The 26,984-nt window shown below is 70.2% G+C and carries 22 protein-coding genes; 19 read left to right on the forward strand and 3 right to left on the reverse strand.

Features of this window, described 5'->3' with window-relative positions; all coding sequences use genetic code 11:
- Nucleotides 1-39: 39 nt before the first annotated feature.
- Nucleotides 40-1,002 carry a quinone oxidoreductase family protein gene (locus ACWDR4_RS23025; RefSeq protein ID WP_450411107.1) on the forward strand — a complete coding sequence of 321 codons (963 nt, stop codon included), beginning with the start codon at nucleotides 40-42 and terminating at the stop codon, nucleotides 1,000-1,002.
- Nucleotides 1,003-1,069: 67 nt separating this feature from the next.
- Entirely contained in the window at nucleotides 1,070-2,347 is a 1,278-nt protein-coding gene (locus tag ACWDR4_RS23030; RefSeq protein WP_450411109.1) for an ATP-grasp domain-containing protein, read from the forward strand.
- Here ACWDR4_RS23030 and ACWDR4_RS23035 read toward each other — a convergent pair.
- The gene (locus ACWDR4_RS23035) at nucleotides 2,344-2,667 is read right to left on the reverse strand and encodes a DUF427 domain-containing protein (RefSeq protein WP_450411110.1); all 324 of its coding nucleotides are present in this window, start codon (nucleotides 2,665-2,667) and stop codon (nucleotides 2,344-2,346) included. The two genes, ACWDR4_RS23030 and ACWDR4_RS23035, sit on opposite strands and share 4 nt — an antisense overlap.
- A 92-nt stretch (nucleotides 2,668-2,759) precedes the next feature.
- Between ACWDR4_RS23035 and ACWDR4_RS23040 the strand changes: the two genes are divergently transcribed.
- The 9 genes from ACWDR4_RS23040 (at nucleotide 2,760) to gatB (ending at nucleotide 14,051) form a co-directional block, all read left to right on the forward strand.
- Nucleotides 2,760-3,299, forward strand: coding sequence for an LOG family protein (locus tag ACWDR4_RS23040; protein ID WP_450411112.1), 540 nt, complete (start codon nucleotides 2,760-2,762; stop codon nucleotides 3,297-3,299).
- A gap of 18 nt (nucleotides 3,300-3,317) precedes the next feature.
- Nucleotides 3,318-4,016 (forward strand): SDR family oxidoreductase, encoded by a 699-nt coding sequence (locus ACWDR4_RS23045; RefSeq protein ID WP_450411114.1) that lies wholly within the window; start codon nucleotides 3,318-3,320, stop codon nucleotides 4,014-4,016.
- Between the two features lie 466 nt (nucleotides 4,017-4,482).
- Nucleotides 4,483-5,484, forward strand: coding sequence for a methionine synthase (locus ACWDR4_RS23050; RefSeq protein WP_450411116.1), 1,002 nt, complete (start codon nucleotides 4,483-4,485; stop codon nucleotides 5,482-5,484).
- A gap of 15 nt (nucleotides 5,485-5,499) precedes the next feature.
- Nucleotides 5,500-7,728, forward strand: a complete 2,229-nt coding sequence (ligA, locus tag ACWDR4_RS23055; RefSeq protein ID WP_450411118.1) for an NAD-dependent DNA ligase LigA — start codon at nucleotides 5,500-5,502, stop codon at nucleotides 7,726-7,728.
- Nucleotides 7,729-7,979: 251 nt separating this feature from the next.
- Nucleotides 7,980-10,325 carry a putative bifunctional diguanylate cyclase/phosphodiesterase gene (locus tag ACWDR4_RS23060; protein ID WP_450411120.1) on the forward strand — a complete coding sequence of 782 codons (2,346 nt, stop codon included), beginning with the start codon at nucleotides 7,980-7,982 and terminating at the stop codon, nucleotides 10,323-10,325.
- Between the two features lie 148 nt (nucleotides 10,326-10,473).
- Complete coding sequence (gene gatC, locus ACWDR4_RS23065; RefSeq protein WP_015036350.1) at nucleotides 10,474-10,770, forward strand: Asp-tRNA(Asn)/Glu-tRNA(Gln) amidotransferase subunit GatC; 297 nt, start codon at nucleotides 10,474-10,476, stop codon at nucleotides 10,768-10,770.
- Between the two features lie 5 nt (nucleotides 10,771-10,775).
- Entirely contained in the window at nucleotides 10,776-12,278 is a 1,503-nt protein-coding gene (gatA, locus tag ACWDR4_RS23070; protein ID WP_450411122.1) for an Asp-tRNA(Asn)/Glu-tRNA(Gln) amidotransferase subunit GatA, read from the forward strand.
- Nucleotides 12,275-12,517, forward strand: a complete 243-nt coding sequence (locus tag ACWDR4_RS23075) for a hypothetical protein (protein ID WP_105970571.1) — start codon at nucleotides 12,275-12,277, stop codon at nucleotides 12,515-12,517. The genes gatA and ACWDR4_RS23075 overlap by 4 nt, the downstream gene beginning before the upstream one ends.
- 16 nt (nucleotides 12,518-12,533) lie before the next feature.
- A complete protein-coding gene (gene gatB / locus ACWDR4_RS23080; protein WP_450411124.1) occupies nucleotides 12,534-14,051 on the forward strand; it encodes an Asp-tRNA(Asn)/Glu-tRNA(Gln) amidotransferase subunit GatB in 1,518 nt (505 codons plus the stop codon).
- Between the two features lie 75 nt (nucleotides 14,052-14,126).
- Here gatB and ACWDR4_RS23085 read toward each other — a convergent pair whose 3' ends face one another.
- Nucleotides 14,127-14,912 (reverse strand): SAM-dependent methyltransferase, encoded by a 786-nt coding sequence (locus ACWDR4_RS23085; RefSeq protein ID WP_450411126.1) that lies wholly within the window; start codon nucleotides 14,910-14,912, stop codon nucleotides 14,127-14,129.
- A 191-nt stretch (nucleotides 14,913-15,103) separates the two neighbouring features.
- Here ACWDR4_RS23085 and ACWDR4_RS23090 point away from each other — a divergent pair, with 191 nt between their 5' ends.
- The 3 genes from ACWDR4_RS23090 to ACWDR4_RS23100 all read left to right on the forward strand — a co-directional run bounded on the left by ACWDR4_RS23090 (nucleotide 15,104) and on the right by ACWDR4_RS23100 (nucleotide 18,546).
- Nucleotides 15,104-15,412, forward strand: a complete 309-nt coding sequence (locus ACWDR4_RS23090) for a hypothetical protein (protein ID WP_450411127.1) — start codon at nucleotides 15,104-15,106, stop codon at nucleotides 15,410-15,412.
- A 241-nt stretch (nucleotides 15,413-15,653) separates the two neighbouring features.
- Nucleotides 15,654-17,948 (forward strand): MMPL family transporter, encoded by a 2,295-nt coding sequence (locus tag ACWDR4_RS23095; RefSeq protein ID WP_450411128.1) that lies wholly within the window; start codon nucleotides 15,654-15,656, stop codon nucleotides 17,946-17,948.
- Complete coding sequence (locus tag ACWDR4_RS23100) at nucleotides 17,926-18,546, forward strand: GNAT family N-acetyltransferase (RefSeq protein WP_450411130.1); 621 nt, start codon at nucleotides 17,926-17,928, stop codon at nucleotides 18,544-18,546. The genes ACWDR4_RS23095 and ACWDR4_RS23100 overlap by 23 nt, the downstream gene beginning before the upstream one ends.
- An 80-nt stretch (nucleotides 18,547-18,626) precedes the next feature.
- Here the strand turns inward: ACWDR4_RS23100 and ACWDR4_RS23105 are convergent, their stop codons facing one another.
- Nucleotides 18,627-19,901, reverse strand: a complete 1,275-nt coding sequence (locus ACWDR4_RS23105) for an MFS transporter (RefSeq protein ID WP_450411132.1) — start codon at nucleotides 19,899-19,901, stop codon at nucleotides 18,627-18,629.
- A gap of 83 nt (nucleotides 19,902-19,984) precedes the next feature.
- On the opposite strand from ACWDR4_RS23105, the gene ACWDR4_RS23110 reads away from it, so the two are divergent.
- The 5 genes from ACWDR4_RS23110 to ACWDR4_RS23130 all read left to right on the forward strand — a co-directional run.
- The gene (locus tag ACWDR4_RS23110) at nucleotides 19,985-20,743 is read left to right on the forward strand and encodes a DeoR/GlpR family DNA-binding transcription regulator (protein WP_450411133.1); all 759 of its coding nucleotides are present in this window, start codon (nucleotides 19,985-19,987) and stop codon (nucleotides 20,741-20,743) included.
- A 665-nt stretch (nucleotides 20,744-21,408) separates the two neighbouring features.
- Complete coding sequence (locus ACWDR4_RS23115; RefSeq protein WP_450411134.1) at nucleotides 21,409-22,653, forward strand: RNA-guided endonuclease InsQ/TnpB family protein; 1,245 nt, start codon at nucleotides 21,409-21,411, stop codon at nucleotides 22,651-22,653.
- A gap of 35 nt (nucleotides 22,654-22,688) precedes the next feature.
- Nucleotides 22,689-23,321, forward strand: a complete 633-nt coding sequence (locus ACWDR4_RS23120; RefSeq protein WP_450411136.1) for a hypothetical protein — start codon at nucleotides 22,689-22,691, stop codon at nucleotides 23,319-23,321.
- A gap of 220 nt (nucleotides 23,322-23,541) precedes the next feature.
- Complete coding sequence (locus ACWDR4_RS23125) at nucleotides 23,542-23,721, forward strand: hypothetical protein (protein ID WP_450411137.1); 180 nt, start codon at nucleotides 23,542-23,544, stop codon at nucleotides 23,719-23,721.
- A 143-nt stretch (nucleotides 23,722-23,864) separates the two neighbouring features.
- On the forward strand, nucleotides 23,865-26,984 hold a 3,120-nt coding region (locus ACWDR4_RS23130), incomplete at its 3' end, for a helix-turn-helix transcriptional regulator (protein WP_450411144.1).

Here is a 26,984-nt window from a genome sequence, read left to right on the forward strand (position 1 = left end):
CCAACTGCCCGGCACGTACCCAGGAGTGGGAAGAGAACCATGCAGTCCATCCGCGTCACCCGTCCCGGCGACCCGTCCGAACTCCGCCTGGAGCAGACCGAGTCGCCGGTTCCCGGCCCCGGTCAGGCACTGGTCCGCAACACCGCCGCCGGCGTCAACTACATCGACGTCTACTACCGCGACGGCACCTATCCCGCCGAACCCCCGTTCACCCCGGGCCAGGAGGCCGCCGGAGTGGTGGAGGCCGTCGGGGAAGGCGTGAGCGACTTCGCGCCGGGCGCGCGGGTCGCGTACGCCTCCCAACTGGGCGCCTACGCCGAGTACACGGTGGTCCCCGAGGACAAGCTGATCCCGGTCCCCGACGGCGTCGACCTGACCGAGGCCGCCGCGGTGACCCTCCAGGGCCTCGCCGCGTACTACCTCACCCACGAGACGCACCCCGTCGCCAAGGGCGAGACCGTGGTCGTCCTGGCGGCGGCGGGCGGCCTCGGCAGGCTCCTGGTCCAGCTGGCGGCGGCTCGCGGGGCCACCGTCGTGGCGGTCGCCTCGACCCCCGAGAAGGAGACGGTCGCCCGCGAGGCAGGCGCCCACCACACGCTCGGCTACGACAAATTCGACGAAGCCGTACGGGAACTGACGGACGGTCAGGGTGCCCGGGTCGTCTACGACTCGGTGGGCGCCACCACCCACCTCACCAGCCTGCGCAGCCTCGGCCGCCGGGGCACGCTCGCCCTGTGCGGGCTGTCCAGCGGTCCCGTACCGCCGCTGGACATCGAACTCCTGCGCGGCGGCGGCTCGTTGTTCCTGACCCGTCCCACGATGAAGGACTACGTGTACGACGCCCGGACGCTCCGTGCGACGGGCGGCGCCGTCTTCGACCAGCTGGCCGCCGGAGTGCTGAAGCCGCTGGTCCACGCGGCACTTCCGCTCGCGGACGCGGCCGAGGCACACCGCCTGCTGGAGAGCCGAGCCACGACGGGCAAGCTCCTGCTCACGCCCTGACCGGCACACCCCTCGCAGGTCCCAACACCCCACCACCGCCCGCAACTTCACCACCCTGGGAGCAGACATGGCCGAGGCGAGCAGCCCTCATCTCCTCTTCGTCGGCGGCGCAGGAGACGCCACCCTCGCCGTGGACGTCGTCGAGAGCGCGCTGCGGCAGGCCCGCGCACGCGGCCTGACCATCCACCTCACCAACCAGGAAGCCACCCTGCCCGCGACCCCGACGGTCAACGCCCTCGCCGACACGGTCTCGGCGGTCGACTTCTCGGTACGCGGCACCAGCGCCGCGTGGGTACGCGAACGAGCCTCGTCCGGTGAGCGCTACGACGTCGTCTTCGGCGTACGGGAGATGGCACAGGAGGCGGTCGCCGAGGTCGCCGACGCGCTCGGTCTGCCGGGCAACGCGCCGGACGCCGTCCACCGGGTCCGTACGAAGGACGAGGCGCGCGCCCACCTCACGGCCGCCGGATTCCGCCAGCCCCGCTTCCGGGTCTGCGCGACGGAGCCGGAGGCCCGCGCGTTCCTGGCCGGCTCCACCGGCCCCTGGGTGGTCAAGCCGCGCGACGCGATGGGCAGCGAGGGCGTGACCCGGATCGACACCCCGGAGGAGCTGGCGGCGGCCCTGGACTTCCTCCCGGGAAGGCACGACGAGCATGACGGTCCGGCCGAAGTGTCGTTCATCGTCGAGGAGTTCGTGGAGGGGCCCGAGTACAGCGCAGAGGGCGTGTTCCTCGACGGCGCTCCCCACATCCTCGCCCTGACCTCCAAGGAGCTGCTGCCGCCGCCCAACTTCTTCGAGATCGAGTACGTCATCCCGGCGATCCTGCCGGAGGCGACGGCCACCGAGATCGAACAGCAGGTCGTGGCGGCGTTGACGGCCCTTGACCTGCGCTTCGGGCAGTTCCATGTCGAGCTGTGGTGGACCGAGCACGGCGTGGTCCTGGGCGAGGTCCACGTACGCAACGCGGGCGGCTGGATCCACCGCATGCTGCCGCACGTCATCCCTGGCCTGGAGTGGTTCGGCCTGGTCTACGACGACGTCCTGGGCAACCCGGTCGACAGGGCCGCGCTGAAGCCCGTACGCGGCTCGGCGATCCGGTTCCTGACCCCGCCGCCGGGCCGCCTGGTGGCGATCGAGGGCTGGGACGAGGTGCTGGCCCACCCCGCCGTGCTCCACGCGGAACTGGCCATCGCCCCCGGCACCGTCGTCGAACCGCACCGCTCGGTCGAGAACCGGGTCGGCCACATCGCGGTCGGTGCGGACACCCCGGAGGAGGCGCAGGCGCTGGCCCGGAAGCTGGAGGCGGGGGTGCGGTTCGTGACGGAACCGGTGGAGCAGGGCTAGACGGTCTCCACCTCGTAGAAGCAGAAGTGGTCCTTGATCTGGGCGACCTCGGGCTTCGGCTCGGGGTACCCCCAGACGAGGTCGGCGGCGTCCGGGCGGGACCAGTAGGACGCCGTGCCCTTGAAGGGGCAGTACGTGTGGGTCTCGGAGGGGGTCAGCAGGTCGAGGCGGACGTCCTCCGGAGGGAGGTAGTAGCGCGGGGGACAACCGGTCTCATGCAGGACGAGGGCCCGCTCGCTCTCGGCGAGCACCTCGCCGGCGTGGACGACCCGTACGCGGTCGGGGGTCTGCTCGATGGTGATCGTGTGTCCTTCAGCCATAACCGATAAGCGTTCGCGGATCCCGAGATGTTCCCGGTTCCAACCCCGAACCAACCCTGATCCAACCCCGATCCTCCACGTACGGTGACGGGATGAACATCTGTGTCTTCCTCTCCGCCGCCGACCTGGACGACCGCTACACGCGCCCCGCCCGGGAGTTCGCGAAACTGCTGGGCAAGGGCGGGCACACCCTGGTCTGGGGCGGCTCGGACGTCGGTCTGATGAAGGTGGTCGCGGACGGGGTCCAGGAGGCGGGCGGCCGGCTGGTCGGCGTCTCGGTGGACTTCCTCGCGGCGAAGGCGCGGCCGGGCGCCGACGAGATGGTGATCGCGCGGGACCTCGGCGAACGCAAGCGGCTCCTGTTGGAGAAGGCGGACGCGGTCGTGATCATGGTCGGCGGCACCGGGACACTCGACGAGGCCACGGAGATCCTGGAACTGAAGAAGCACGGCAAGACGGACAAGCCGGTGGTGCTGCTGAACACCGCGGGCTTCTACGACGGCCTGAAGGAACAGTTCCGCCGGATGGAGACCGAGGGTTTCCTGCCCCGGCCGCTCACCGACCTGGTGTTCTTCGCGGAGGAGCCGGTGGGGGCGCTGGCGTACCTGGAGGAGAGCCAGGGCGTCGAGTGAGCGCCGGGTGATGCGAGCATGGCGGGCATGGCTACACATGTGATCACCGGGGCGGGTTCGGGCATTGGTGCGGCGGTCGCGCGGCGGCTGCACGCGCGCGGGGACGATCTCGTGCTGCACGCGCGTGACGCGGGGCGCGCGAAGGAGTTGGCTGCGGAGTTCCCGGGGGCGAGGACGCTGGTGGGCGACCTGGCCGACCCGGATCGCCTGTCCTGGGCGTTCTCGCACCAGACGCTGCCGGACCGGGTGGACTCGTTGCTGCACGTCGCGGGCGTGGTGGACCTCGGCCCGGTGGGCGACCTGACCCCGAAGACCTGGCGCCACCAACTGAACGTCAACCTGATCGCGCCCGCCGAACTGACCCGCCACCTCCTGCCCCAACTCCGCCTCTCCCAGGGCCAGGTGATCTTCGTCAACTCGGGCGCGGGGCTGAACGCGGGGGCCAGCTGGTCGGCGTACGCCGCGTCGAAGCACGGGCTGAAGGCGTTGGCGGATTCATTGCGGCAGGAGGAGCGGGGGGCGGGGGTGCGGGTGACCACGGTCTATCCCGGGCGCACAGCGAGCCCCATGCAGGCGAAGGTCCACCAGCAGGAGGGCAAGGAGTACGACCCGTCGAAGTGGATCGACCCGGAGTCGGTGGCGTCGACGATCCTGCTGTCCCTGGACCTGCCCCGGGACGCGGAAATCAACGACGTGACGGTACGCCCGGGCCGCTGACGGAGATTCCTCGCCCCCGCCGCCCCTACCCGTTCCCATCCCTGGGGGCTGCGCCCCCAGACCCCCCTTTCGGCCTGAACGGCCTCGTCCTCAATCGCCGGACGGGCTGAAATACCCTGGCCGGCGCTGAAGGAGTGCGGGCGGGTGGGGGTGCGGGGCGGTGGTGGAGTGCGGCGGGGTGGGTGGGAAGAGCTCGCGCTGGACGTGCTTGTCCTCGAACGTCGGACGGGCTGAAATGCTTGGGCTCGCCTCGTGCCCTCCGCGCCGGTCACCCTTACCAGCCTGCTTTTCTGCTGGGGGTCCGGGGGTTATCCCCCGGGAGATGCAGTCAGCCCGTCCGGCGTTTGAGGACGAGCGCGTTCAGCGCGACAAAGGGGGGTCTGGGGGCGCAGCCCCCAGGGGATGGGACGGGTAGGGGCGGCGGGGGCGAAGAAACCAACCCCACGGACTCCGTACGCTTCCCCACGTGAACGCGAACCCCACCTTCGGCCCCGCCACCGGCATCGGTTCCCTCCCCGGCGGTGACGCCCGGGAAGCCGTCAAGGCGGCCACCGGGACCTTCGACGACTTCCCCTTCCTCCCCGAACTCCCCGCCCGCGGCCCCGGCGCCGACATGATCGGCCGCACCGCCGGAATGCTCGTCGAGATGTACGCGCGCGTGGAGCCCAGCGGCTGGCGGCTCGGCGACCGGCCAGGACGGGACACCAAGCGGGCCCGCTCCTGGCTCGGTGAGGACCTCGACGCGTTGGAGGAGTTCACCCAGGGGTACGAGGGGCAGCTGAAGGTGCAGGCCGTCGGGCCCTGGACACTGGCCGCAGCCATTGAGCTCAGGAACGGCGAACTCGCCCTCTCCGACCCCGGCGCCTGCCGCGACCTCGCCGGCTCCCTCGCCGAAGGCCTCCGTCTCCATCTCGACGAACTGCGCCGCCGTATCCCCGGCGCCCAACTCGTCCTGCAACTCGACGAACCCTCCCTCATCGCCGTACTCCGCGGACACGTACGCACCGCCAGCGGCTACCGCACCCACCGCTCCGCCGACCGCCAGGTCGTCGAGGCGACCCTCCGGGAGGTCATCGGCGTGCACACCAACGGACCGACCGTCGTCCACTCCTGCGCACCCGACGTACCCTTCGCCCTCCTCCGCAGGACCGGCGCCGCCGCCGTCTCCTTCGACTTCTCGCTTCTCACCGAGCGTGACGACGACGTGATCGGCGAGGCCGTCGAAAGCGGTACGCGGCTCTTCGCCGGTGTCGTGCCGGGGACGGACGGCCCATTGTCAGACCCTGCCGGTAGCGTCAGTGGTGTCAGAACGCTGTGGCGCAGGCTGGGGCTGCATCCGGGGCTTCTCGCGGAGGCGGTCACCATCACTCCGTCGTGCGGACTCGCGGGCGCTTCCCCGCAGTACGCACGCAAGGCACTCGCCCACTGCGCCCAGGCGGCGAGATCACTCGCGGACAACCCAGAGTAACGGGAGGACAACACGGTGGCCGGCGAACAGCACGCACAGACCACATCGGTGCCCGCCGAGGCGCGCGACAGGCACGCCCAGCTCGCCGAGCAGATCGAGGAACACCGCTTCCGGTACTACGTGAACGATGCTCCGGTCGTGAGTGACGCGGACTTCGACAAGCTTCTGCGCTCACTGGAGGCGCTGGAGGAGGAGTATCCGGAGCTGCGTACGCCCGACTCCCCGACCCAGAAGGTCGCGGGCGCGTACGAGACGGAGTTCACCTCCGTGGAGCACCGCTCGCGCATGCTCTCCCTCGACAACGCCTTCGACGACCTGGAGTTGGCTGCCTGGGCGGAGCGCGTCCACAAGGACGTCGGTGCCTCCGAGCACCACTTCCTGTGCGAGCTGAAGGTCGACGGCCTCGCCGTCAACCTGACGTACGAGAACGGCCGTCTCACGCGCGCGGCGACCCGTGGCGACGGCCGCACCGGCGAGGACATCACGCCCAATGTGCGGACCATCTCCGAGATCCCGGACCGGCTGACGGGCGACCGCGTCCCGGAGCTGGTCGAGATCCGCGGCGAGGTCTACTTCCCGATGGACAAGTTCGCCGAGCTGAACGCCCGTCTCGTCGAGGGTGGCGACAAGCCCTTCGCCAATCCCCGTAACGCGGCGGCCGGTTCGCTCCGCCAGAAGGACCCGCGCGTCACGGCCTCCCGCCCGCTGCACATGGTGGTCCACGGCATCGGCGCCCTGGAGGGCTTCGACCCGCTGACCCGCCTCTCCGAGGCGTACAAGCTGCTGCACGAGTGGGGGCTGCCGACCACGCGGTACGCGAAGGTGGTCGACGACCTCGACGGCGTACGGGCGTTCATCGCCAACTACGGCGAGAACCGGCACTCCGTGGAGCACGAGATCGACGGCGTCGTCGTCAAGCTGGATGAAATCCCGCTCCAGGGTCGCCTCGGCTCCACCTCACGCGCCCCGCGTTGGGCGATCGCGTGGAAGTACGCGCCCGAGGAGGTCAACACCAAGCTCATCAACATCCGCGTGGGCGTGGGCCGTACGGGTCGCGTCACGCCCTACGCCCAGGTCGAACCGGTCACCGTCGCCGGCTCCGAGGTCGAGTTCGCCACCCTGCACAACCAGGATGTCGTCAAGGCCAAGGGCGTGCTCATCGGCGACACCGTGGTGCTGCGCAAGGCCGGTGACGTCATCCCGGAGATCCTCGGCCCGGTCGCCGACCTGCGTGACGGCACGGAGAAGCCCTTCGAGATGCCGGCTGTGTGTCCTGAGTGCGACACGCCGCTGAGGGCGATGAAGGAAGGCGACATCGACCTCCGCTGCCCCAACGCCCGCACCTGCCCGGCCCAGTTGAGGGAGCGGCTGTTCTATCTCGCCGGGCGCAAGAGCCTGGACATCGAGAACTTCGGGTACGTGGCCGCCGCCGCGCTCACCAAGCCGCTTGAGCCCGCCGAGCCGCCCCTCGTCGACGAGGGCGACCTCTTCGACCTCACCATCGAGCAACTGCTGCCCATCAAGGCGTACGTCCTGGACCAGGACAGCGGGCTGCCCAAGCGGGACCCGAAGACCGGCGAGGAGAAGATCGCCACGGTCTTCGCCAACCAGGAGGGCGAGCCCCGGAAGAACGCGGTCGCGATGCTCGCCAACATCGCCGCCGCCAAGGACCGTCCGCTCGCCAGAGTCCTCACCGGGCTGTCGATCCGGCACGTCGGTCCGGTCGCCGCCGAGGCGCTGGCCCGTGAATTCCGCTCGATCGAGCGCATTGAGCAGGCCACCGAGGAAGAGTTGGCCACCACGGACGGGGTCGGCCCGATCATCGCGGCCTCGCTCAAGGAGTGGTTCGCGGTCGACTGGCACCAGGAGATCCTGCGCAAATGGCGGGCCGCCGGAGTCCGGATGGAGGAAGAAGGCTCCGGCGAGGACGAGGGACCGCGCCCGCTCGAGGGGCTCACCGTCGTGGTGACCGGCACCCTCGAACACCACACGCGGGACGGCGCGAAAGAGGCACTGCAGAGCCGTGGAGCAAAAGTGACCGGTTCTGTTTCGAAGAAGACGTCTTTCGTGGTTGTGGGTGACAATCCTGGCTCGAAGTTCGACAAGGCCATGCAGTTGAAGGTCCCTGTTCTGGACGAGGACGGCTTCGCCGTCCTGCTGGAACAAGGCCCCGAGGCGGCGGCCGAAGCAGCACTGCCGACCGAGGACCAGACCGAGCAGCAGGGCAGTGACGAGGGGCAGTAGAAGAGACGCAGGAGAGACGCGGGGGAGGAACAGGGGTTGAAGACCACCCGATCGGCGCATACCAGATGCATACGGGTGGCCGGGTCGCATTCGGGCAACCGTCGGCGACCGCTGCCCGTGGAAGCCTTCTGCGGCCTACTGTTGACGTATGCGCCTGCCGTGCCCGGATGCGGTTCGGACGCGGTCCCGTCGACGGTTGACGGACATCGGACCGCGTGGCGTGGGCACCGCCGGCTGTGAGAGGGACGGGAATGGAACCGACCGATAGCGCCGCCCCTCCATCACGGCTGCGCGGAAGCCGGATATCCGGCGCCTGGCGCCGGGGTTCCGCCCTCCTCAAGGTCAAGGGCCGCCGCCCCGAACCCGGCCGGGAACAGGGCATGGCCCGCCGCACGGCACGGTTCCTGGAACGGGCGGGCGTCGGCGGCCGTACGACCGGACCGACGGGCGGGAGCGGGACGGGCGGCACCCGACAGCGCATCGTCGCCGACAGCAGGGTCTCGGCCCAGCTGTCGGCCCACCTCACCGCCGAGCAACGCGTCGCACAGCTCCACGCCCAGGACCCCGAACGCCAGCTGTCCTGGCCCGCGCTGCCCGCGGCGGTCGTCGCGGCGGCCGGGTTCGTCCTCGGCGCCGGCTTCTACCGCGGCTTCACCGGCCACAGCGCCCTCTTCCCGTCCGGCACCGTCGGCTGGGCCTTCGCCGTCCTCACCGGCGTCATCGTCGGCCACCTCGTAGCCCTCGGCCGCGCCCGCTGGTGGGGCGGCACCGGATCGGGCGCCGCCCTCACCCTCGCCGTACTCCTGCTGTACGGGTGGGTCCCGGCCGGCATGGTCAGCCTCACCGTCGTCGTCCTGGTCGGCATAGCCCGGCGCCACCGCTGGCGGCAGGGCCTGCTGGCCGGCGCGGTGGACATCCTCGGCATCGGCGCCGGCGCGCTGGTGCTCGCCGCGTTCGGCCGGGTCCCGTCCGTCGAGACCCCGTGGAACCCGCAGACCTGGAGCGTCTACACAGCGCCCGAGGTGGTGCTGATCGCGGGCACCTACCTCGCGGTCACCCGCACCCTCCTCTGGTATCTGCACACCCCGCGCGGCGGACTGCCCACGGTCGCCCGCTCCGCCCTGGTCAGACAGGGCCTGGTCGCGATCGCGCTGCTCGCCATCGCACCGCTGATCTGCGTCGTCGCCGTCGCCCTGCCGGTCCTGCTGCCGCTGTTCGCCATCCCCCTCATCGCCCTCGACTCCACCCTGTGGATAGCCAGGGCCCGGGCCGAGGAACAGCTGCGCGACCCGCTGACCGGACTGCCCAACAGACAGTGGCTCCTGGAGCGCACCTGGACGGCCCTCGACGATGCCGAACGCATCGACGCGCGGGCCGCGTTGATGCTCATAGACCTCGACCGCTTCCGCTCCGTCAACGACACACTGGGCCATCTCGCCGGTGACCGTCTCCTCCTCCAGATAGCGGACCGGCTGCGTCTCGCCCTGCCGCGCGGCGCGGAGGCCGCACGGCTCGGCGGCGACGAGTTCGCCGTCTTACTGCCGGTCGTCGACTCCACGACGTCGGCCACCCGCGTCGCCCGCAACCTGGTCACCGTGCTCGGCTCCCCGCTCGACCTCGACGGACTCACCCTGGTCCTGGAGGCCAGCGCCGGCCTCGCCGTCTTCCCCGACCACGCGCTCGACGCGGAGGGACTGCTGCGGCGCGCGGACGTCGCGATGTACCAGGCGAAGCGGGACCGCACGGGCGTCGAGGTGTACGAGTCCAAGCGGGACTCGAACACCCCGGACCGGCTCGGCCTGCTGGGCGACCTGCGGCGCGCGCTCGACGCGCACGAGGTCGAACTGCACTACCAGCCCAAGGTGCGCTTCGACGGACAGGTCGCAGGCCTTGAGGCGCTGGTGCGCTGGGTGCACCCGGAACGCGGGAAGGTACCGCCGGACGAGTTCATAGCGATCGCCGAGTCGTCCGGGCTGATGCCCCACCTCACGGAGTACGTGCTGGAGACAGCGCTGGAGCAGGTCGCGAAGTGGCGCGCCCAGAAGCTGTTCGTCCCGGTCGCCGTCAACGTCTCCCCGCGCGACGTCCACACCCCCGGCTTCGCCGGCTCCGTCGCCGCACGCCTGTCCCGGCACGGGGTCCCGGCGGGGGCGCTCCAGCTGGAGATAACGGAACACGTGCTCCTGGAGGACCCGCAGAAGGCCGCGGACACGCTGGCCGCGCTGACCGCGCACGGCGTGAAGATGTCGCTGGACGACTTCGGGACCGGGTACTCGTCGCTGGTGCATCTGCGGCGGCTGCCGGTGAGCGAGCTGAAGATCGACCGGTCGTTCGTGGCGCGGCTCGCGGTGGACACGGAGGACGCGGAGATCGTGCGCTGCACGGTGGATCTCGCGCATTCCCTGGGGCTGCTGGTGGTCGCCGAGGGTGTCGAGGACGACGAGACGTGGGAGCGGTTGCGGGATCTCGGGTGTGACGCGGTGCAGGGGTGGCTGGTCGCCGCCGCGATGCCTCCCGAGGAGGCCACCGCCTGGTTGCTGGCGCGGGGGACCCGGGGGTGGCAGCGTCCGCGGGCGGCCCTGCCCGCCGCGGAATAGAGGCGGAACCGAAGCCGGCAGAGAAGGCTGAACAGAGGGAGATCTCCCGCCCACGCACCACCCGTGGCAAACCCGTGCGCGGGTTGTCTCCCCTGCCCCCTAGGATTGGGGCCAAAACCACACCGCACTCACCCCAGAGGATCGCTGCATGCCTGGCATCACGCGCGAGGAGGTCGCCCACCTCGCACGGCTGGCGCGTCTGGAGCTGAAGGGCGAAGAGCTCGACCACTTCGCAGGACAGCTCGACGACATCATCGGCGCGGTCGCCCGCGTCAGCGAGGTCGCCGACCAAGACGTACCGCCGACCTCGCACCCGCTGCCGCTGACGAACGTCATGCGCGCGGACGAGGTCCGTCCGTCGCTCACCCCCGAGCAGGCGCTCTCCGGCGCCCCCGCCCAGGAACAGCAGCGTTTCAAGGTGCCGCAGATCCTGGGGGAGGACTAATCACCATGACGGACCACAGCAGCATCATCCGGCTCACCGCCGCCGAGACCGCCGCGAACATCGCCTCCGGCGTGCTCACGGCCGTCGAGGTCACCGAGGCCCACCTCGCCCGGATCGACGAAGTCGACACGAAGGTGCACGCCTTCCTGCACGTCGACCGGGAGGGCGCCCTCGCCCAGGCCCGTGCCGTCGACGCCAAGCGCGAGCGCGGGGAGACGCTGGGCCCGCTGGCCGGCGTACCCCTCGCGCTCAAGGACATCTTCACCACCGAGGGGATTCCGACCACCGTCGGGTCCAAGATCCTCGAAGGGTGGATCCCGCCGTACGACGCGACCGTCACCCGGAAGCTGAAGGCGGCCGACGTCGTCATCCTCGGCAAGACCAACATGGACGAGTTCGCCATGGGGTCGAGCACCGAGAACAGCGCGTACGGACCCACCGGCAACCCCTGGGACCTCACCCGCATCCCGGGTGGCTCCGGCGGTGGCTCCTCCGCCGCGCTCGCCTCCTTCCAGGCGCCGCTCGCCATCGGCACGGACACCGGCGGTTCCATCCGCCAGCCCGCCTCCGTCACCGGCACGGTCGGCGTCAAGCCGACGTACGGGGCCGTCTCGCGGTACGGCATGGTCGCGTTCTCGTCCTCCCTCGACCAGGGCGGGCCCTGTGCCCGTACGGTCCTGGACGCCGCGCTCCTCCACGAGGTCATCGCCGGGCACGACCCGCTCGACTCCACCTCGATCGACGCGCCGGTCCCGCCGGTCGTCGAGGCCGCCCGCAACGGCAGCGTCGAGGGCATGCGCGTCGGCGTCGTCAAGCAGTTCCGCGGCGAGGGCTATCAGGCCGGTGTCATCCAGCGGTTCGACGAGTCCGTGGCCCTGCTCAAGGACCTCGGGGCCGAGATCGTCGAGCTGGACTGCCCGTCCTTCGACCTGGCGCTGTCCGCGTACTACCTGATCGCACCGAGCGAGTGTTCGAGCAACCTCGCCCGCTTCGACGGCCTGCGCTACGGCCTCCGTACGGGCGACGACGGCACGCACTCCGCCGAAGAGGTCACCTCGCTCACCCGCGCGGAGGGCTTCGGCCCCGAGGTCAAGCGCCGCATCATGCTCGGCACGTACGCGCTCAGCTCCGGCTACTACGACGCGTACTACGGCAGCGCCCAGAAGGTCCGTACGCTCATCACGCGGGACTTCGAGAAGGCGTTCGAGTCGGTCGACGTGATCGTGTCGCCCACGACCCCGACCACCGCCTTCCCGATCGGCGAGCGCGCCGACGACCCGATGGCGATGTACCTCGCGGACCTCTGCACCATCCCGACCAACCTGGCCGGAAACTCGGCCATGTCCCTGCCCTGCGGTCTCGCACCGGAGGACGGGCTGCCCGTCGGGCTCCAGATCATCGCCCCGGCGCTCAAGGACGACCGTCTTTACAAGGTCGGCGCCGCTGTCGAGGCCGCCTTCGTGGAAAAGTGGGGGCACCCGCTGCTAGAGGAGGCTCCGTCGCTGTGAGCAATGCTCTTTCGAAGGCCAAGGGCTTCAAGAAGTCCAAGTCCGGCACGTACCTGTCCATCGCGACCACCGCGTTCGGTGCGCTCAGCGTCGCCAAGCAGGCCAAGAAGGCCCGCTCGGAGAACGACACGCTGCGCCTCATCGACGCGGCCGTGTCCGCCGCCGCCATCGTCACCGGCCTCGCCATCCTCTACCGCGAGCTGAAGCGGCTGGGCGACGACGACGTCCTGCTGGGCTGAGAGGGAAGTTTTCACCGTGACCACCACGACCGACGAGTTGGTGTCGTACGAGGACGCCCTGGCGACGTACGACCCCGTCATGGGCCTCGAAGTCCACGTCGAACTCGGCACCAAGACCAAGATGTTCTGCGGCTGTTCGACCGAGCTGGGCGCCGAGCCCAACTCGCAGACCTGCCCGACCTGCCTCGGCATGCCCGGCTCGCTCCCGGTCGTCAACGCGACCGGCGTCGAGTCCGCCATCAGGATCGGCCTCGCGCTGCACTGCGAGATCGCCGAGTGGTGCCGCTTCGCCCGGAAGAACTACTTCTATCCGGACATGCCGAAGAACTTCCAGACCTCCCAGTACGACGAGCCGATCGCCTTCAACGGCTACCTCGACGTCCAGCTGGAGGACGGCGAGACCTTCCGCGTGGAGATCGAACGCGCCCACATGGAGGAGGACACCGGCAAGTCGCTGCACGTGGGCGGCGCGACGGGCCGTATCCACGGCGCCTCGCACTCGCTGCTCGACTACAACCGGGCCGGCATCCCCCTCATCGAGATCGTCACCAAGCCGATCGAGGGCGCCGGCGAGCGCGCTCCCGAGGTCGCCAAGGCGTACGTCGCCGAGCTGCGCGAGCTCATCAAGGCGCTCGGTGTGTCGGAAGCCCGCATGGAGCAGGGGCAGATGCGCTGCGACGTCAACCTGTCGCTGCGTCCGCACGGCCGCGAGAAGTTCGGCACCCGGAGCGAGACGAAGAACGTCAACTCGCTGCGTTCCGTGGAGCGGGCCGCCCGTTTCGAGATCCAGCGGCACGCCGCCGTGCTGAACTCCGGCGGGACGATCATCCAGGAGACCCGGCACTTCCACGAGGACACCGGGTCGACGACCTCGGGCCGCGTGAAGGAGGAGGCCGAGGACTACCGGTACTTCCCCGAGCCCGACCTGGTGCCGGTGGCCCCCTCCCGTGAGTGGGTCGAGGAGATCCGCGCCGGGCTGCCCGAACAGCCGCTGGCCCGCCGCAACCGGCTCCGCGAGGAGTGGGGCATCAGCGCCACCGACATGCAGTCGATCCTCAACGCCGGTGCGATCGACCTGATCGTCGCCACGATCGACGCCGGTGCCGACGCGGCCTCCGCCCGCAAGTGGTGGATGGGCGAACTCGCGCGCAGCGCCAACGAGTCGGGCACCCCGCTCGACGCGCTGGCCATCACGTCCGAGCAGGTCGCCCGGGTCGCCGCGCTGGTCACCTCCGGTGACCTGAACGACAAGCTGGCCCGTCAGGTCATCGAGGGCGTCCTCGCGGGCGAGGGCACCCCGGACGAGGTCGTCGAGAAGCGCGGCCTGAAGGTCGTCTCCGACGACGGCGCGCTCACGACCGCCGTCCAGGAGGCCATCGCCGGCAACCCGGGCATCGCCGACAAGATCCGCGGCGGCAAGGTGGCCGCGGCCGGCGCCCTGGTCGGCGCGGTCATGAAGGCGACCCGCGGCCAGGCCGACGCGGCCCGCGTCAAGGAACTCATCCTTGAGCAGCTGGGCGTCAGCGAGGGCTGAGCCAAGCAGTACAAGTAGTGGCTGAGGGGCGCATCGGGTTTCCGATGCGCCCCTCAGCTTGCTACGGCTACGTGATCACGTGCGACGGCCCACGACCCGTACGAAGCCCAGGGACCGGCCCTCGTCGGTGCGCAGCAGCTCCACCGACTCACGGGCCATGGTCGCCATGAACTCCTCGGTGCTCTCCTCGGCGCAGACCTCGCTCCACAGCAGCCAGTCCCGCCAGCCGTCCGGCAGCCAGTCGGCGGCCTCCACCGTCACGGCCCCGCTGCGCGTCCACTGGCGCCGCCACCAGTCGGCGGAGTGGAACGCCCAGAAGCCCGGGTCCCAGAACGGCTTGAGGTGCTCCGGCGGTTCGACGCCCTCCGGCTCCTCGCGCAGAGCCGGTACGACGACACCGATCCGCCCGCCCGGCTTCAGCAGCCGGGTGAGACTGGGCAGATACAGGTCGTTCGTGCCGAAGTACTGGTACGCGTCGACGCTCACGATCGCGTCGAACGACTCGTCGCCGAACGGCAGTTGATGTGCCTCGGCGAAGACGGGCAGCACCCGGTCGGCGACGCCCGCCTCGGCGACGCGGCGCGCGTTCTTGGCGGGCTCGATCCACAGGTCGGCGGCGGTGACCTGGACGTCGTACTCCTTGGCGAGGAAGACCGACGTCATGGCCTTGCCGCAGCCCAGGTCGAGCACCCGGGCGCCCGGCGGGAGGGTGTCGAGGCCGAGCGCGGGGGCCAGCCACTCCAGCAGCCACAGGGCGTGCGGGCCCATCTGGTTGTCGATGGTCCAGCGGGCGTCGTACTGGTTGCTGCGCGGATAATGGGGATGGTTCAGCCGGTCGGTCCCGGAGGTGATGTCGGACATCGGTGAACGGGCTCCTTGGGTTCTGCGAGAAGAGAAGAACGGGATGCTTCGGAGCTCGGTCGGACCTTCAAAAAACGCACCTGCTCGGGTCGTCGGCGAAGCCGGATACGGACAGTCGACGGCCGGACGCTAACAGTGGGCCTCGCGACCCGCATCCGAATTCTCAGGTGGGCGCGCTACGCTCCCGCGCCATGGACGTGCACGAGAACGTGGGTGAGAACGGGGAGGGGCACGAGGAGTACGAGGACGCGGGGCTGGACGCGCGGCGGGCCCGCTGGACGGCGACCGGAACCGGGGCGCTGCTGGCCCTCGTGGGGCTCGCGGCCTCGACGCTCCGCCTGACGGGCTCGGCGCCCGCGCTCGTACCCGGTGCGTACGCCTTCGGCGCCGCCGTCTGCGGGCTCGCGTCGGTGCTGGGCGCGCGGGGGCGTACCCGGCGGGCGTTGTGGCTGCTGATCGCCGGGGTGATGGTGATGGCACTCGGAGACCAGTTCGACTGAGTCCGGCCGAGTCCGACTGAGGTGCTTATCGCGCTTTTACTGGGGCGACAGAGTTCATCTGATTGTCCTGTGATGTGACTCCCACTCTTGTGAGTAAGTGCACTTACGACTCAAACGATCATCACCGCCTGCGACAGTGGTTTGGCATCGCCCTTGCCTCTTTTCGTTTCTTTGCGGGCTGTTCTGTTCATTCACGACTGTTCCCGGCCAAAGAACCACATGTCATCCCGGGAGCACGTCTGTGGCAGCCCTCGCACGCTGGTGTGTCAGGCACCGCCTCGTCGTCGTACTGATCTGGCTCGCCGCCTTCGCCGGAGTGACCGCCGCCGCAGCCGCAGTCGGCTCGGCGTACTCGAACGACTACGAGGCACCCGGCACCGAGTCGGGCCGCGCCACCCAGCTCCTCGAGGACGGCTTCCCCGGCCTCGGCGGCGACACCGACTCCGTCGTCTGGCACACCGGCTCCGGCACGGTCCGTGCCGCCGACGTCGAGCAGACGATGAGCGACACCCTGGACCGGATCGCCGACCTGCCCGGCGTGGCCTCGGTCGTCAGCCCCTACGAGGGCCGCGGCGGCAGCCAGATCAGCGGCGACGGACGTACGGCGTACGCCACCGTCACCTTCGAGAAGTCCGCCGAGGACATCGACGCGGGCGAGGCGCGGGCCGTCGTCGACGCGGCGCAGGCCGCGCGGGCCGACGGGCTCCAGGTGGAGCTGGGCGGCAGCGCCATCGCGCTCACCGAGTCGTCCGGCGGGCACCTCGCCGAGGCTCTCGGGGTGGTCGTCGCGGCCGTCGTGCTGTTCCTCGCCTTCGGCTCGCTCGCAGCCTCCCTGCTGCCCATCGCCACCGCCCTGGTGAGCGTCGGGACGGCGTACGCCGGGATCGTGCTCCTTGGCCACACGATGACCGTCGCCGACTTCGCGCCCATGCTGGGCCTGCTGATCGGGCTCGGCGTGGGCATCGACTACGCCCTGTTCATCGTCACCAGGCACCGGCGCGGCCTGAAACGCGGTCTGTCCGTCACCGAGGCCGCCACCAACGCCGTCACGACCACGGGGCGAGCCGTCGTCTTCGCGGGTGCGACCGTTTGCATAGCCCTGCTCGGGATGCTGATCCTGCGCCTCGGCTTCCTCAACGGCGTCGCGATCGCGGCCTCCCTGACGGTGATCCTGACCGTTGCCGCCTCCGTGACCCTGCTGCCCGCGCTGCTGTCCTTCACCGGGCCGCGCGCCCTGAGCCGGCGCGAGCGGCGCAGGCTGGCCGAGCACGGGCCCGAGCCGGAGCTCCCCACCGGGTTCGCCGCCCGCTGGTCCGCGTTCGTCGAGCGCCACCCCAAGGTGCTCGGCGCCGCCGCCCTGGTCGTCATGGCGCTGCTCGCCCTGCCCACCCTCTCGCTCCATCTCGGCACCTCCGACCAGGGAAACAACCCGAGCACGACGACCACACGCCAGGCCTACGACCTCATTGCCGACGGCTTCGGCCCCGGCGTCAACGGCCCGCTCACCCTGGTCACGCCCGTCGCCGACGCCGAGGACAAGCTCGTCCTCGACAATCTCGCCGCGACCCTGCGGACCACCGAGGGCGTCGCGTCGTCCTCGCCGGTGACCTACAGCGCGGACGGCACCACCGGGTACCTCACCGTCGTACCGGCGTCCTCCCCGCAGTCCGCGAAGACCAGTGACCTGGTGGAGCGGCTGCGCGAAAAGGTCCTCCCGCGCGCGGAGACCGGTACTTCCCTCGACCTCCAGGTCGGCGGGGTCACGGCGAGCTACGACGACTTCGCGGATGTGATCGTTGGCAAACTGCCGCTGTTCGTCGGTGTGGTGATCGGCTTGGGCTGTCTCCTTCTCCTCCTCGCGTTCCGCTCGATCGGCATCCCGCTCAAGGCCGCCGCGATGAACGTCGCCGCCGTCGCTTCCGCGTTCGGGGTCGTCGTCGCGATCTTCCAGTGGGGCTGGGGCAGCGAACTGCTCGGCCTCGGCAGCGCGGGCCCGATCGAGCCCTTCCTCCCCGTGATCATGGTCTCGGTCCTCTTCGGGCTCTCCATGGACTACCAGGTCTTCCTGGTCAGCCGGATGTACGAGGAGTGGCTGGAGACCGGCGACAACCGGCGGGCCGTCCGGGTCGGCCTCGCCGAGACCAGCCGCGTGATCAACTCCGCGGCCGTCATCATGATCTCCGTCTTCCTCGCCTTCGTCCTCAGCGGCGACCGCGTGATCGCCATGTTCGGCATCGCGCTCGCCGCCGCCGTCGCCCTGGACGCCTTCGTGCTCCGTACGCTGCTGGTGCCGGCCCTCATGCACCTGCTCGGCGGCGCCAACTGGTGGCTGCCGCGCTGGCTGGACAGGCGCCTGCCGCGCATCAGCATCGAGCCGCCCGAGTGCCGCGCCGCCGCCGCGCAAATGCCGGGCTTCGACGAGGCCGCCCGTGCGAGCATGCCGGACGTGACCGACGCGACCGACGCGGAGGTCATGGACGTACGGGATGTACTCGTGAAGGAGCGACCGCAGGATGTACGCGATATCTCTGGGTGACGACGGCGCCGAACTGCGGCCCCTTGAGCCCTGGCACGCCGAGGAGTTCTTCGCGCACCTCGACCGGGGGCGGGACTTCATCACCCGGCACATCCCCTTCGGCAAGAAGTCCACGGACGTCGACTCCGCGCGGGAGCAGCTCCAGCGGTACGCCGACCAGCGCGCCGCCGACACCGGGTCGCTGCACGGGATCTGGCTGGACGGGAAGCTCGTCGGCGGGGTGCTGTTCCTCAACTTCAGCGCGGAGCACGGCAACTGCGAGGTCGGCTGCTGGCTGGAACCGGCCGGTACCGGACGCGGCCTGATCACGCGCGCGATGCGGGTCCTTATCGACTGGGCGATTGACGAACGTGGCATGCACCGTGTGGAGTGGCACGCGTCGTCCGTCAACGAAGCGAGCATCAACGTGGCGCGGCGGCTGGGCATGAGCCGTGAGGGACTGCTGCGGGAGAACTATCCGCACCGGGGGGTCCGCGCGGACACCGAGATCTGGTCGGTACTCGCGCCCGAGTGGCAGGCCGCACGCGCGCGTGCCGCGGACAAGGATCATCGGAGTTCTGTCGTGGACACTCCTCGGCTTCAGCCCAGGGAAAAATGAAGCTCCCGGGCAGTCGATGAGCCAGTACTGGGGGCACCGACGGAAGGCTTGAGCGGCGGTGTTCTGGCAGATGGCTATTTTCAGTTCCCACGTTCAAGCTGATCGTTTCCCACGGCGTGTTCTCGAAGGCGGTGTCGGCCGAGGGCGATCACTGCGGCGAAGCCGAGAACGCTTGATGCAGCGACGAGGAACGCAGTCTTGTATCCGTTGTGTTCGATCACGGCTCCGCTCGCGGACTGGCCTATGGCGTTGCCGAGGGCGATAACGGTAGTGATCCATCCGAAGGCTTCAGAGACTTGGTGGGGCGGTACGAGCGTGTCCAGGAGGGTGTTCTGGGTGGTGAGTTGGGGAGCAAGGCTGAGGCCGGTGAGGATCATCGCGGTTGCGATGCCGTAGAGGCCGCCGATGAAGACCGGGCAGAGCAGCAGGCCGAAGGCAGCCACCAGCAGTGGGAGCCGCAGGGAGGGTTCGGCGGGCCAGGGGCGACGGTTGTGGGCGAGTCCGCCCAGGACGGAGCTGATCGACCAGGTGGCCAGCAGTAGTCCGGCGGCTGTCGGTGCGCCGAGTGCGGTGGCTGCGGCGGGTACGCCGACCGCGACGAAACCGACTCCGGTGCCGAATCCCAGTGCGGCTGTCAGCAGAATCGGTATGCCCCGGCGGCGCAGGACCGCCTGCGCGTGCTTCGGCGGTGGGACGGCACGGCGTTCCGCGCCGCTGCTGCGCCGCGTGGATGGGGCCAGCGCGAAGCCGACGGCCGTGATGGTGATGGTGCCGGAGGCCAGGGTGAGCGGGGTTCCTGGCCACAGCGTTGCGGCCAGGGTGGCGGCGATGGCCGGGGCGAGGAGGTAGCAGGTTTCGGTGCTGATGATCTCGTAGCTGTAGGCCGTCTGGCGCGGTCGGCCTTCCGGGACGAGGCGCGGCCACATGGCCCGAGAGGCGACGACCAGCAAGGGCTGGGTGGTGCTCTGGGCGAGGACCACGCACGCCAGCAGAAGGCTCGGTGAGCGGTGGGTGGAGACCAGGGCGATGAGCGCGAGGCTCAACGGACCGTACGCCGCCGCCAGGGCGAGCAGGGGGCGGGTGGGCCCGTACCTGTCGATGAGGCGGCCTTGTCCGATCGCGCTGGCGGCCGTGCCGATCAGGCTGACCGCGGTCATGCTTCCGGCGAAGGCGTAGGAGCCGCCGACCGCGCTCACGTACAAGAGCAGGCTCAGGTTCGTCATCGCGAAGGCCAGCCGCCCCAGCAGCGACCAGAGGACGAGCGGCAGCGCTCCTGGTGCCGTGAGAACAGTGCGATAGCTGGAGGCGTCATCGTGCTGGATGGATCGCCGTACCCGCCGTGCGCTTGACCGCATGGACGCTCCATTCGCTGACGATCCGGCGGAGGACGTGGCCGCCTCTCCTTGATAACGCACATCGCCAGCGATTGAATAGTCGTGTGGAGCTTCCGAAACGGCATGTAGCAATCATGAATCGTCTGCGCGAGAGCGGGCGGGCCGATGTGTCCGAGCTGGCGCGGGCGACGGGCACCTCCGAGGTGACCATTCGCCGGGACCTGGAGCAGTTGGCCACGCTCGGCGCGCTGCGGCGGGTGCGGGGTGGCGCCGTCAGCGACCTCGCGCGCGGGGATGAACCTCCTTTCGTCTTCCGCGAACTGGAGAACGCGGAGGCCAAGCGCGCCATCGGCACTGCGGTCGCCGGGCTGGTCCAGGATGGGGAGGCAGTCCTCCTCGACGGCGGGACCACCGCGCTGCACATCGCACGAGCGCTGGCCGGACGACGGGTGACGGTCATGCCCCTGTCGCTGCAGGTGGCCAACGTCCTGGCGTCCGCCGCACCGACCCGAGTCATCCTGCCCGGCGGCGACCTGCGGCCGGGAGAACTGGCCGTCAACGGCCCGCTGGCGGAGGCAAGTCTGCACGCGCTGCGTTTCGACCTCGCGATCCTCACCTGCTGCGGCGTCTCCGTGACGGACGGGATGACCACCTACGACCTGGCGGACGCCTCGGTCAAACGCCTGGCCATCTCCCAGGCACACCGCGTGCTGTTGGCCGCCGACGCAAGCAAGTTCACCCGCACCGCACTGGCAACGGTCGCTCTCCTCGACCGCATCGATGTCCTGGTGACCGACAACGTCACCCCACAGGCCACCCTTGATGACATCGAGGCCCTGGGAGTTGCGACGCACCGCGGCTGAGAGCGGTGCAAGTCACCTGACGGTAGGGCGGGGACGGTGGTCATCGCGAACAGGATGGCAAGGAAAGGCCGGCATCGGCTCTGTCTTCCCGTCTGGAACCCAAGGCGTTCGCAGCGGTGGGATCCGAGGCTCACATAGAGGGCTGCAATCGGCTTGGCTGCGGCGTCGGCAGTTACCTTGGCGAATTGCCTTTCCGGCACAAGAAACCAGGCTCCCCCCAACGAGTTGGCCGGTTAGTGATCTTTTGGCTGGTGTCTATGCGTGGCGGTCCGTCATCTCCGGGGACATCGACAACCACACGCCGTGCCCGGCCCCGCCCGCTGGGAGGGCTCGCCCCGCTCGTGAGGGTGATCGCCAAGGACGCGGAGCCTCTGCTGTCGTACTCTGCCCGGGAGTTGCTGGGGCCGCTGGTCCCGGCTCCTGATACTCCGTGAGGCGGTGATCGGTCCCGAACTCACCACCGGCCGTGCCGCCAAGCTCTCCGCGTCGACCGCCTCCCGCCCCTGCACCGCGACCGAGACCGCCGCGCTGTGGGCGTGGGCACTCGCACAGCCCATCGCCGAAACCTCGGTGCGCGCCCCCGGCATTCACCACGCCCCCAGCGCGCCGGAGGAGCGGTGGATCGCTGACCCACAGTTTCTCCTTACACAAAGGAATGCTAGTTTGTGAGCGTGACCACGAATGGGGTGAAGCGTGCGTTCAAGTACCGCTTCCATCCGACCGATGCGCAGGCGGCGGAGCTGACGCGCACGTTCGGCTGCGTGCGCAAGGTCTACAACATGGCGCTCGCGGCCCGTACCGAGGCGTGGGCGCGGCAGGAACGGGTCAACTACAACCAGACCTCGGCCATGCTGACGGTGTGGAAGAAGACCAGGGAACTGGCGTTCCTGGGCGATGTGTCGTCCGTTCCGCTGCAGCAGACACTGCGGCACCTGCAGAGCGCGTTCACCCATTTCTTTGCCAAGCGGGCCAGATATCCGCGCTTCAAGTCGCGCAAGCGGTCGCGGAGGTCGGCCGAGTACACCGTCTCCGGTTTCCGGTTCAGTGACGGCAAGCTGACCCTGGCCAAGATGAGTGAACCGCTCGACATCGTGTGGTCGCGCCCGCTGCCCCAGGGAGCGAAGCCCTCCATGGCGACCGTGTCGCAGGACGCGGCCGGACGCTGGTTCGTCTCGATGCTCTGCGACGACCCCGGTGTCAAGCCGCTTCCCGTCACCGATGCGGCGGTCGGAATCGATGTCGGCCTGGACCACCTCCTGACCCTCTCCACGGGGGAGAAGGTCGCCAATCCCAGGCACGAGCGCCGTGACCGCGCCCGTCTCGCCAAGGCCCAGCAGGAGCTGTCCCGCAAGGCCAAGGGTGACGGAACCAACAGGGCCAAGGCACGGCGCAAGGTCGCTAAGGTCCATGCCCGGATCGCCGACCGGCGCCGGGACATGCTCCACAAGCTCACCACCCGACTCGTGCGTGAAAACCAAACGCTCGTGATCGAGGACCTGACCGTGCGCAATATGGTCAGGAACCACATGCTCGCCCGGGCCATCTCGGATGCGAGCTGGAGCGAGTTCCGCTCCATGCTGGAGTACAAGGCCGCCTGGTACGGGCGGGAAGTGATCGCGGTGGACCGCTTCTTCCCCTCCTCCAAGCTGTGCTCTGTCTGCGGCACCCTGCAGAAAAAGATGCCGCTCAGCGTCCGTACGTGGACGTGCGACAGCTGCGGTACGACCCATGACCGGGACGTGAACGCGGCGAACAACCTTCTGGCCGCCGGGCTGGCGGTGACAGTCTGTGGAGCCGGTGTAAGACCTCAACGGAGTTCTCCGGGCGGGCAGTCGGCGACGAAGCAGAAAACCCCACGGTGCGAGCCGCAGGAACCCCCCTCGGTCACAAGAGGGGGAGGAAGTCAATAAGGAACTTCTCAGAAAACGTCCGTACGGTGCGAGGCATGGGAACCAAGACAGCAGACGAGACCGGCGCCGAGACCGGTACCGAGGCGAAGAGCGACGACGCGAAGAGCGGCGGGGAGACGGTGGACATCACCAAGGAGGCGCAGCCGGCCGAGGCCGAGGCTGCGGCTGACACCGAGGCCGAGACCGAGGTCGAGGTTCTGGGCGACGCGGACGAGTACGAGCGCGAGGATCTGGACGACGCGGACCTCGCGCCCGAGAAGGAGGGCCCCTCCGGCGTCGGCCAGGGTGTCGCCGCCATCGTGGCCGCCGTACTCGGCTTCGTCTCGCTGACCGGCAGCTGGCTGGGCACGGTGGCCGGCGCGCGCGAGGAGATCAACGGTCAGCTGGAGATGCAGGCCGCGGCGTCCGCGAGCGTCGCCACCCAGGTCAAGGAGATCTACGGCGACGCCTGGCAGGCCACCGCGCTGTGGGGCGGCATCTTCGCCCTGGCCGCGCTGCTCGTCGGTGTCGCGGCCCTCGCCCGGCCCGCGTTCGGCGCCCCGGGCAAGCCGCAGGCCGGCTGGATCAAGTCGGTCTCCTGGGCGGGCGTCGCGCTCGGCGTCCTCGGACTGCTCCTCGCGGTTCTCAAGTACACCAACGTCATTCTCGACGTGCCCTCGGCAACCTGACCCGAGGCGGAATCACCGCAGGTCATGAGGGGCCTTAGGCCGGTCGTAAGCACCTTACGGCCCGTCTGAGGCCCCTCACCCGTTCCTAAGGCCCCCACCCCCTCGGAAGATGCGGAACTCTCCCGATGTGGCGGACCCCCCTGGGAGACGAAGGTTGGGACATCGCAGAAAGCGAAGTCCGGCCGATCTCGTCAGAGACCGGAGACCTGAGGGGTACGACATGTTCGAGTACGAGCTCCAGCAGATGCGTTCCGCCGAACTGCGCCGCGAGGCCGCGAACGAGCGCCTCGCCCGGGAAGCGGTCCGCAGCGCCCGGGCGGCCCGCCGCGAGGCAGCGGGCCGAGCCGCGGAGGGCGAGGTGCATCCCGACCGCCGGCACTGGTTCACCCGGGTCGCGTGAGCACCGGGGGACGGGCGGACGGCCACACGGCGGCGCTCCTCCCCGCGCACGCCGCGACTGTCCGCCCGAACATCCCCACCGCCGCCACGGCCGTCCCGTCCATCGGCCTGATAACCAGTCCCGCGATGTCAGAGCCCTGTGCGATGCTCTGGCCCGTGGAGACCAGGTCCGTCAGTCCGGTGTTCGTCGGTCGTGTCGATGAGTTGGGGGTGTTGCGCGACGCGCTCGACCGGGCCGCCGGAGGCGAGCCGCAGGCGTTGCTGCTCGGGGGTGAGGCCGGGGTCGGGAAGACGCGGCTCGTCGAGGAGTTCGCGAGCGTGGCCTGCGATCGCGGTGCCGTCGTCGTGCTCGGCGGCTGTGTCGAGATCGGCGCCGACGGACTGCCCTTCGCGCCCTTCTCCACCGCCCTGCGCGCCCTCCTGCGGGCGCTGCCCGAGGAGTTGGCCGCCGCCGCTGCCGGACAGGAACAGGAACTGGCCCGGCTGCTCCCGGAGTTGGGCGAGACCGGCGCCGGGCGGCACGACGAGGAAGGCATGGCCCGCCTCTTCGAACTCACCGCGCGTCTGCTCGAACGCGTCGCCGCCGACCGTACCGTCGTCGTCGCCCTCGAAGACCTCCACTGGGCCGACGCCTCCACCCGCCACCTCCTCGCCTACCTCTTCCGCACCCTGCGCACCGGCCGCCTCGTCGTCCTCGCCACCTACCGCGCCGACGACATCCACCGCCGCCACCCCCTGCGCCCCCTCCTCGCCGAACTCGACCGCCTCCGCACCGTCCGCCGGATCGAGCTGAGCCGCTTCAACCGCGCCGAAGTCTCATGCCAGATCGCCGGCATCCTCGCCGCCGAACCCGAACCGGCCCAGGTCGACGAGATCTTCGGCCGCTCCGACGGCAACGCCTTCTTCGTCGAGGAACTCGCCGTCGCCGCCCACGAGGGCTGCCGTACCCGGCTCACCGACACCCTCCGGGATCTTCTTCTCGTCCGCGTCGAAAGCCTGCCCGAGAGCGCCCAGCGGGTCGCCCGGATCGTCGCCGAGGGCGGCTCCACCGTCGAGTACCGGCTGCTCGCCGCCGTCGCGGGCCTCGCCGAGGACGACCTCATCGAGGCGCTGCGCGCGGCGGTCGGCGCCAACATCCTGCTCGCCACCCCGGCCGGCGACGGCTACCGCTTCCGCCACTCCCTGGTCCGCGAGGCCGTCGGCGACGACCTGCTCCCCGGCGAACGCTCCCGCCTCAACCGCCGCTACGCCGAGGCCCTGGACGCCGACCCGACCCTCGTCCCCGCCGACGAACGCACCATGCGCCTGGCCAGCTACTGGTACCACGCCCACGACCCGGCCAAGGCCCTCCCCGCCGTCCTGGACGCCTCGGTCACCGCCCGGCGCCGGTACGCCTACTCCGAGCAACTACGGCTCCTGGAACGGGCGATGGAGCTGTGGGACACCACCCCCGACGCCGTACGGGCCACACTCCGCCCCGTCGACTACACCGAGGTCTACCCGCCCTGCGGCTGCGACCCGGCCACCACCGCCCTGCGCTATCTCGACCTCATGGCCGAGGCCGCGGTCGCGGGCCGGCTGTGCGGGGAGCGCGAACGCGCCCTGAAGATCACCAAGCGCGCCCTCCATCTCCTGGAGGACGACGGCGACCCGCTGCGCGCCGCCTGGTTCTGGTGCCAGCGCTCCCGCCTGGTCCAGTCCCTGTCCCGTGGCGACGGCTGGCAGGAACTGGACACCGCCCAGGAACTCGTACGGGGCCTGCCGCCCTCGGAGGTCCACGCCGAGGTCCTGGCCGGTGTCGCCACCTGGTCGATGCTGCACTGCCCGGGTCCCGAAGCCCTCGCCGCCGCCGAACAGGCCGTCGAGTACGCGCGCATGGTGGGCGCCCACGAGACCGAGATGGGTGCGCGTATCACCCTCGGTGTCCTCATGGCCCAGTCGGGCGGTATCGAACGGGCCCTCGCGGAGATGCACGAGGTGAAGGAGCGCGCGGTCGAGGGCCACATGCCGTTCGTCGTGGGGCGCGCCTATGTGAACCTGCCGAGCTCTCTCGAGGGAGTCGGCCGTTCCCGCGAGGCCGTTCCGATCCTGGAGGAGGGGATCGCCTACACGCGGAAGTTCGGGCTGCTGGACTCCGAGGCCTGGGTGTGGGGCAATCTCTCCGAGTCGCTGTACTCCCTCGGCCGCTGGGACCAGGCCGTCGAGGCCGCGACGAGCGCGCTGCAGCGCGGCCAGAGTGACAATCCTCAGGGGGCCAGCGCCATCTGCCTGGCCCATCTCGCGCTGAGCCGAGGGGACGTGACCGAGGCGGCGGACCGACTGGCCGCCGCCCGGGCCCACTTCGGCTCCCACGACCGCATGCCCCAGCACTCGCTCCCGCTCGCCCGTATCGCCCTCGGCGTCGCCGCCGCAGAGGGCCGCCTCCTTGACGCCCGCGCAGAACTGGGCCAGGTCCTGGATGCCGGCTTCCCGCCCGGCACCCACAGCTACGTCTGGTCCCTGCTCCTCGCCGCCGCCACCGCCGAGGCCGACGCCCGCACCCTCCCCGCCGCCGAGACAGGCCGCCGCGAGACCCTCGAACGCATCCTCGACACCGTCAAGAAGCTCATCACGGACGCCCCCGTCTGGCTCGCCCATGAGCAGTGGGTCCGCGCCGAACTCCAGCGCGCCGACGGCACGGCCGGCCCGGACACCTGGTCGCCGGTCGTCACCGCCTTCGAGGCCCTGGACCGCCCGTACGACCTCGCCCGCGTCCGCCACCGCCTCGCCGAGGCCCTGCTGACGGACGGCGCCGAACCCGACGACCGCGGCCGGGCGACCGAACTCCTCCGTCTGTCCGCCACCGTCGCCGACCACCTGGGCGCCCGCCCCCTCGCCGACGCCGTCACCCTTCTGGCTCAGCGCGCCCGGCTCACCCTGACCGGCACCCCGGCCCGCCCCGCCCTCGACCCGGCGGACTCCCTGGGCCTGACCAGCCGCGAACGGGACGTCCTGCGCCTGGTCTCCGCCGGCCGCACCAACCGCCAGATCGCCCAGGAACTCTTCATCTCCCCGAAGACCGCGAGCGTCCACGTCTCCAACATCCTGGGAAAACTGGGCGTCTCGGGCCGGGGAGAAGCTGCGGCGGTGGCACACCGCCTGGGGCTGTTCCCACCGGGGGCGGTCGTCGCCGCCGGGTCCGGGCGTGCACCGACCTTTTCACCACATCAACGGGCCCTGTCGCAAGGCCAGTTCGGCAGGGCCACCCGACCTCACCTTGGGGGA

It is taken from the genome of Streptomyces sp. NPDC000878 (genome assembly GCF_053599695.1).

Bases quoted from the DNA above. Each gene is read 5' to 3' on its own strand.
- ACWDR4_RS23025 (WP_450411107.1), top strand. From the start codon at position 40: ATGCAGTCCATCCGCGTCACCCGTCCCGGCGACCCGTCCGAACTCCGC.
- ACWDR4_RS23030 (WP_450411109.1), top strand. From the start codon at position 1,070: ATGGCCGAGGCGAGCAGCCCTCATCTCCTCTTCGTCGGCGGCGCAGGA.
- ACWDR4_RS23035 (WP_450411110.1), bottom strand. From the start codon at position 2,667: ATGGCTGAAGGACACACGATCACCATCGAGCAGACCCCCGACCGCGTA.
- ACWDR4_RS23040 (WP_450411112.1), top strand. From the start codon at position 2,760: ATGAACATCTGTGTCTTCCTCTCCGCCGCCGACCTGGACGACCGCTAC.
- ACWDR4_RS23045 (WP_450411114.1), top strand. From the start codon at position 3,318: ATGGCGGGCATGGCTACACATGTGATCACCGGGGCGGGTTCGGGCATT.
- ACWDR4_RS23060 (WP_450411120.1), top strand. From the start codon at position 7,980: ATGGAACCGACCGATAGCGCCGCCCCTCCATCACGGCTGCGCGGAAGC.
- gatC (WP_015036350.1), top strand. From the start codon at position 10,474: ATGCCTGGCATCACGCGCGAGGAGGTCGCCCACCTCGCACGGCTGGCG.
- gatA (WP_450411122.1), top strand. From the start codon at position 10,776: ATGACGGACCACAGCAGCATCATCCGGCTCACCGCCGCCGAGACCGCC.
- ACWDR4_RS23085 (WP_450411126.1), bottom strand. From the start codon at position 14,912: ATGTCCGACATCACCTCCGGGACCGACCGGCTGAACCATCCCCATTAT.
- ACWDR4_RS23090 (WP_450411127.1), top strand. From the start codon at position 15,104: ATGGACGTGCACGAGAACGTGGGTGAGAACGGGGAGGGGCACGAGGAG.
- ACWDR4_RS23100 (WP_450411130.1), top strand. From the start codon at position 17,926: ATGTACGCGATATCTCTGGGTGACGACGGCGCCGAACTGCGGCCCCTT.
- ACWDR4_RS23105 (WP_450411132.1), bottom strand. From the start codon at position 19,901: ATGCGGTCAAGCGCACGGCGGGTACGGCGATCCATCCAGCACGATGAC.
- ACWDR4_RS23120 (WP_450411136.1), top strand. From the start codon at position 22,689: ATGGGAACCAAGACAGCAGACGAGACCGGCGCCGAGACCGGTACCGAG.
- ACWDR4_RS23125 (WP_450411137.1), top strand. From the start codon at position 23,542: ATGTTCGAGTACGAGCTCCAGCAGATGCGTTCCGCCGAACTGCGCCGC.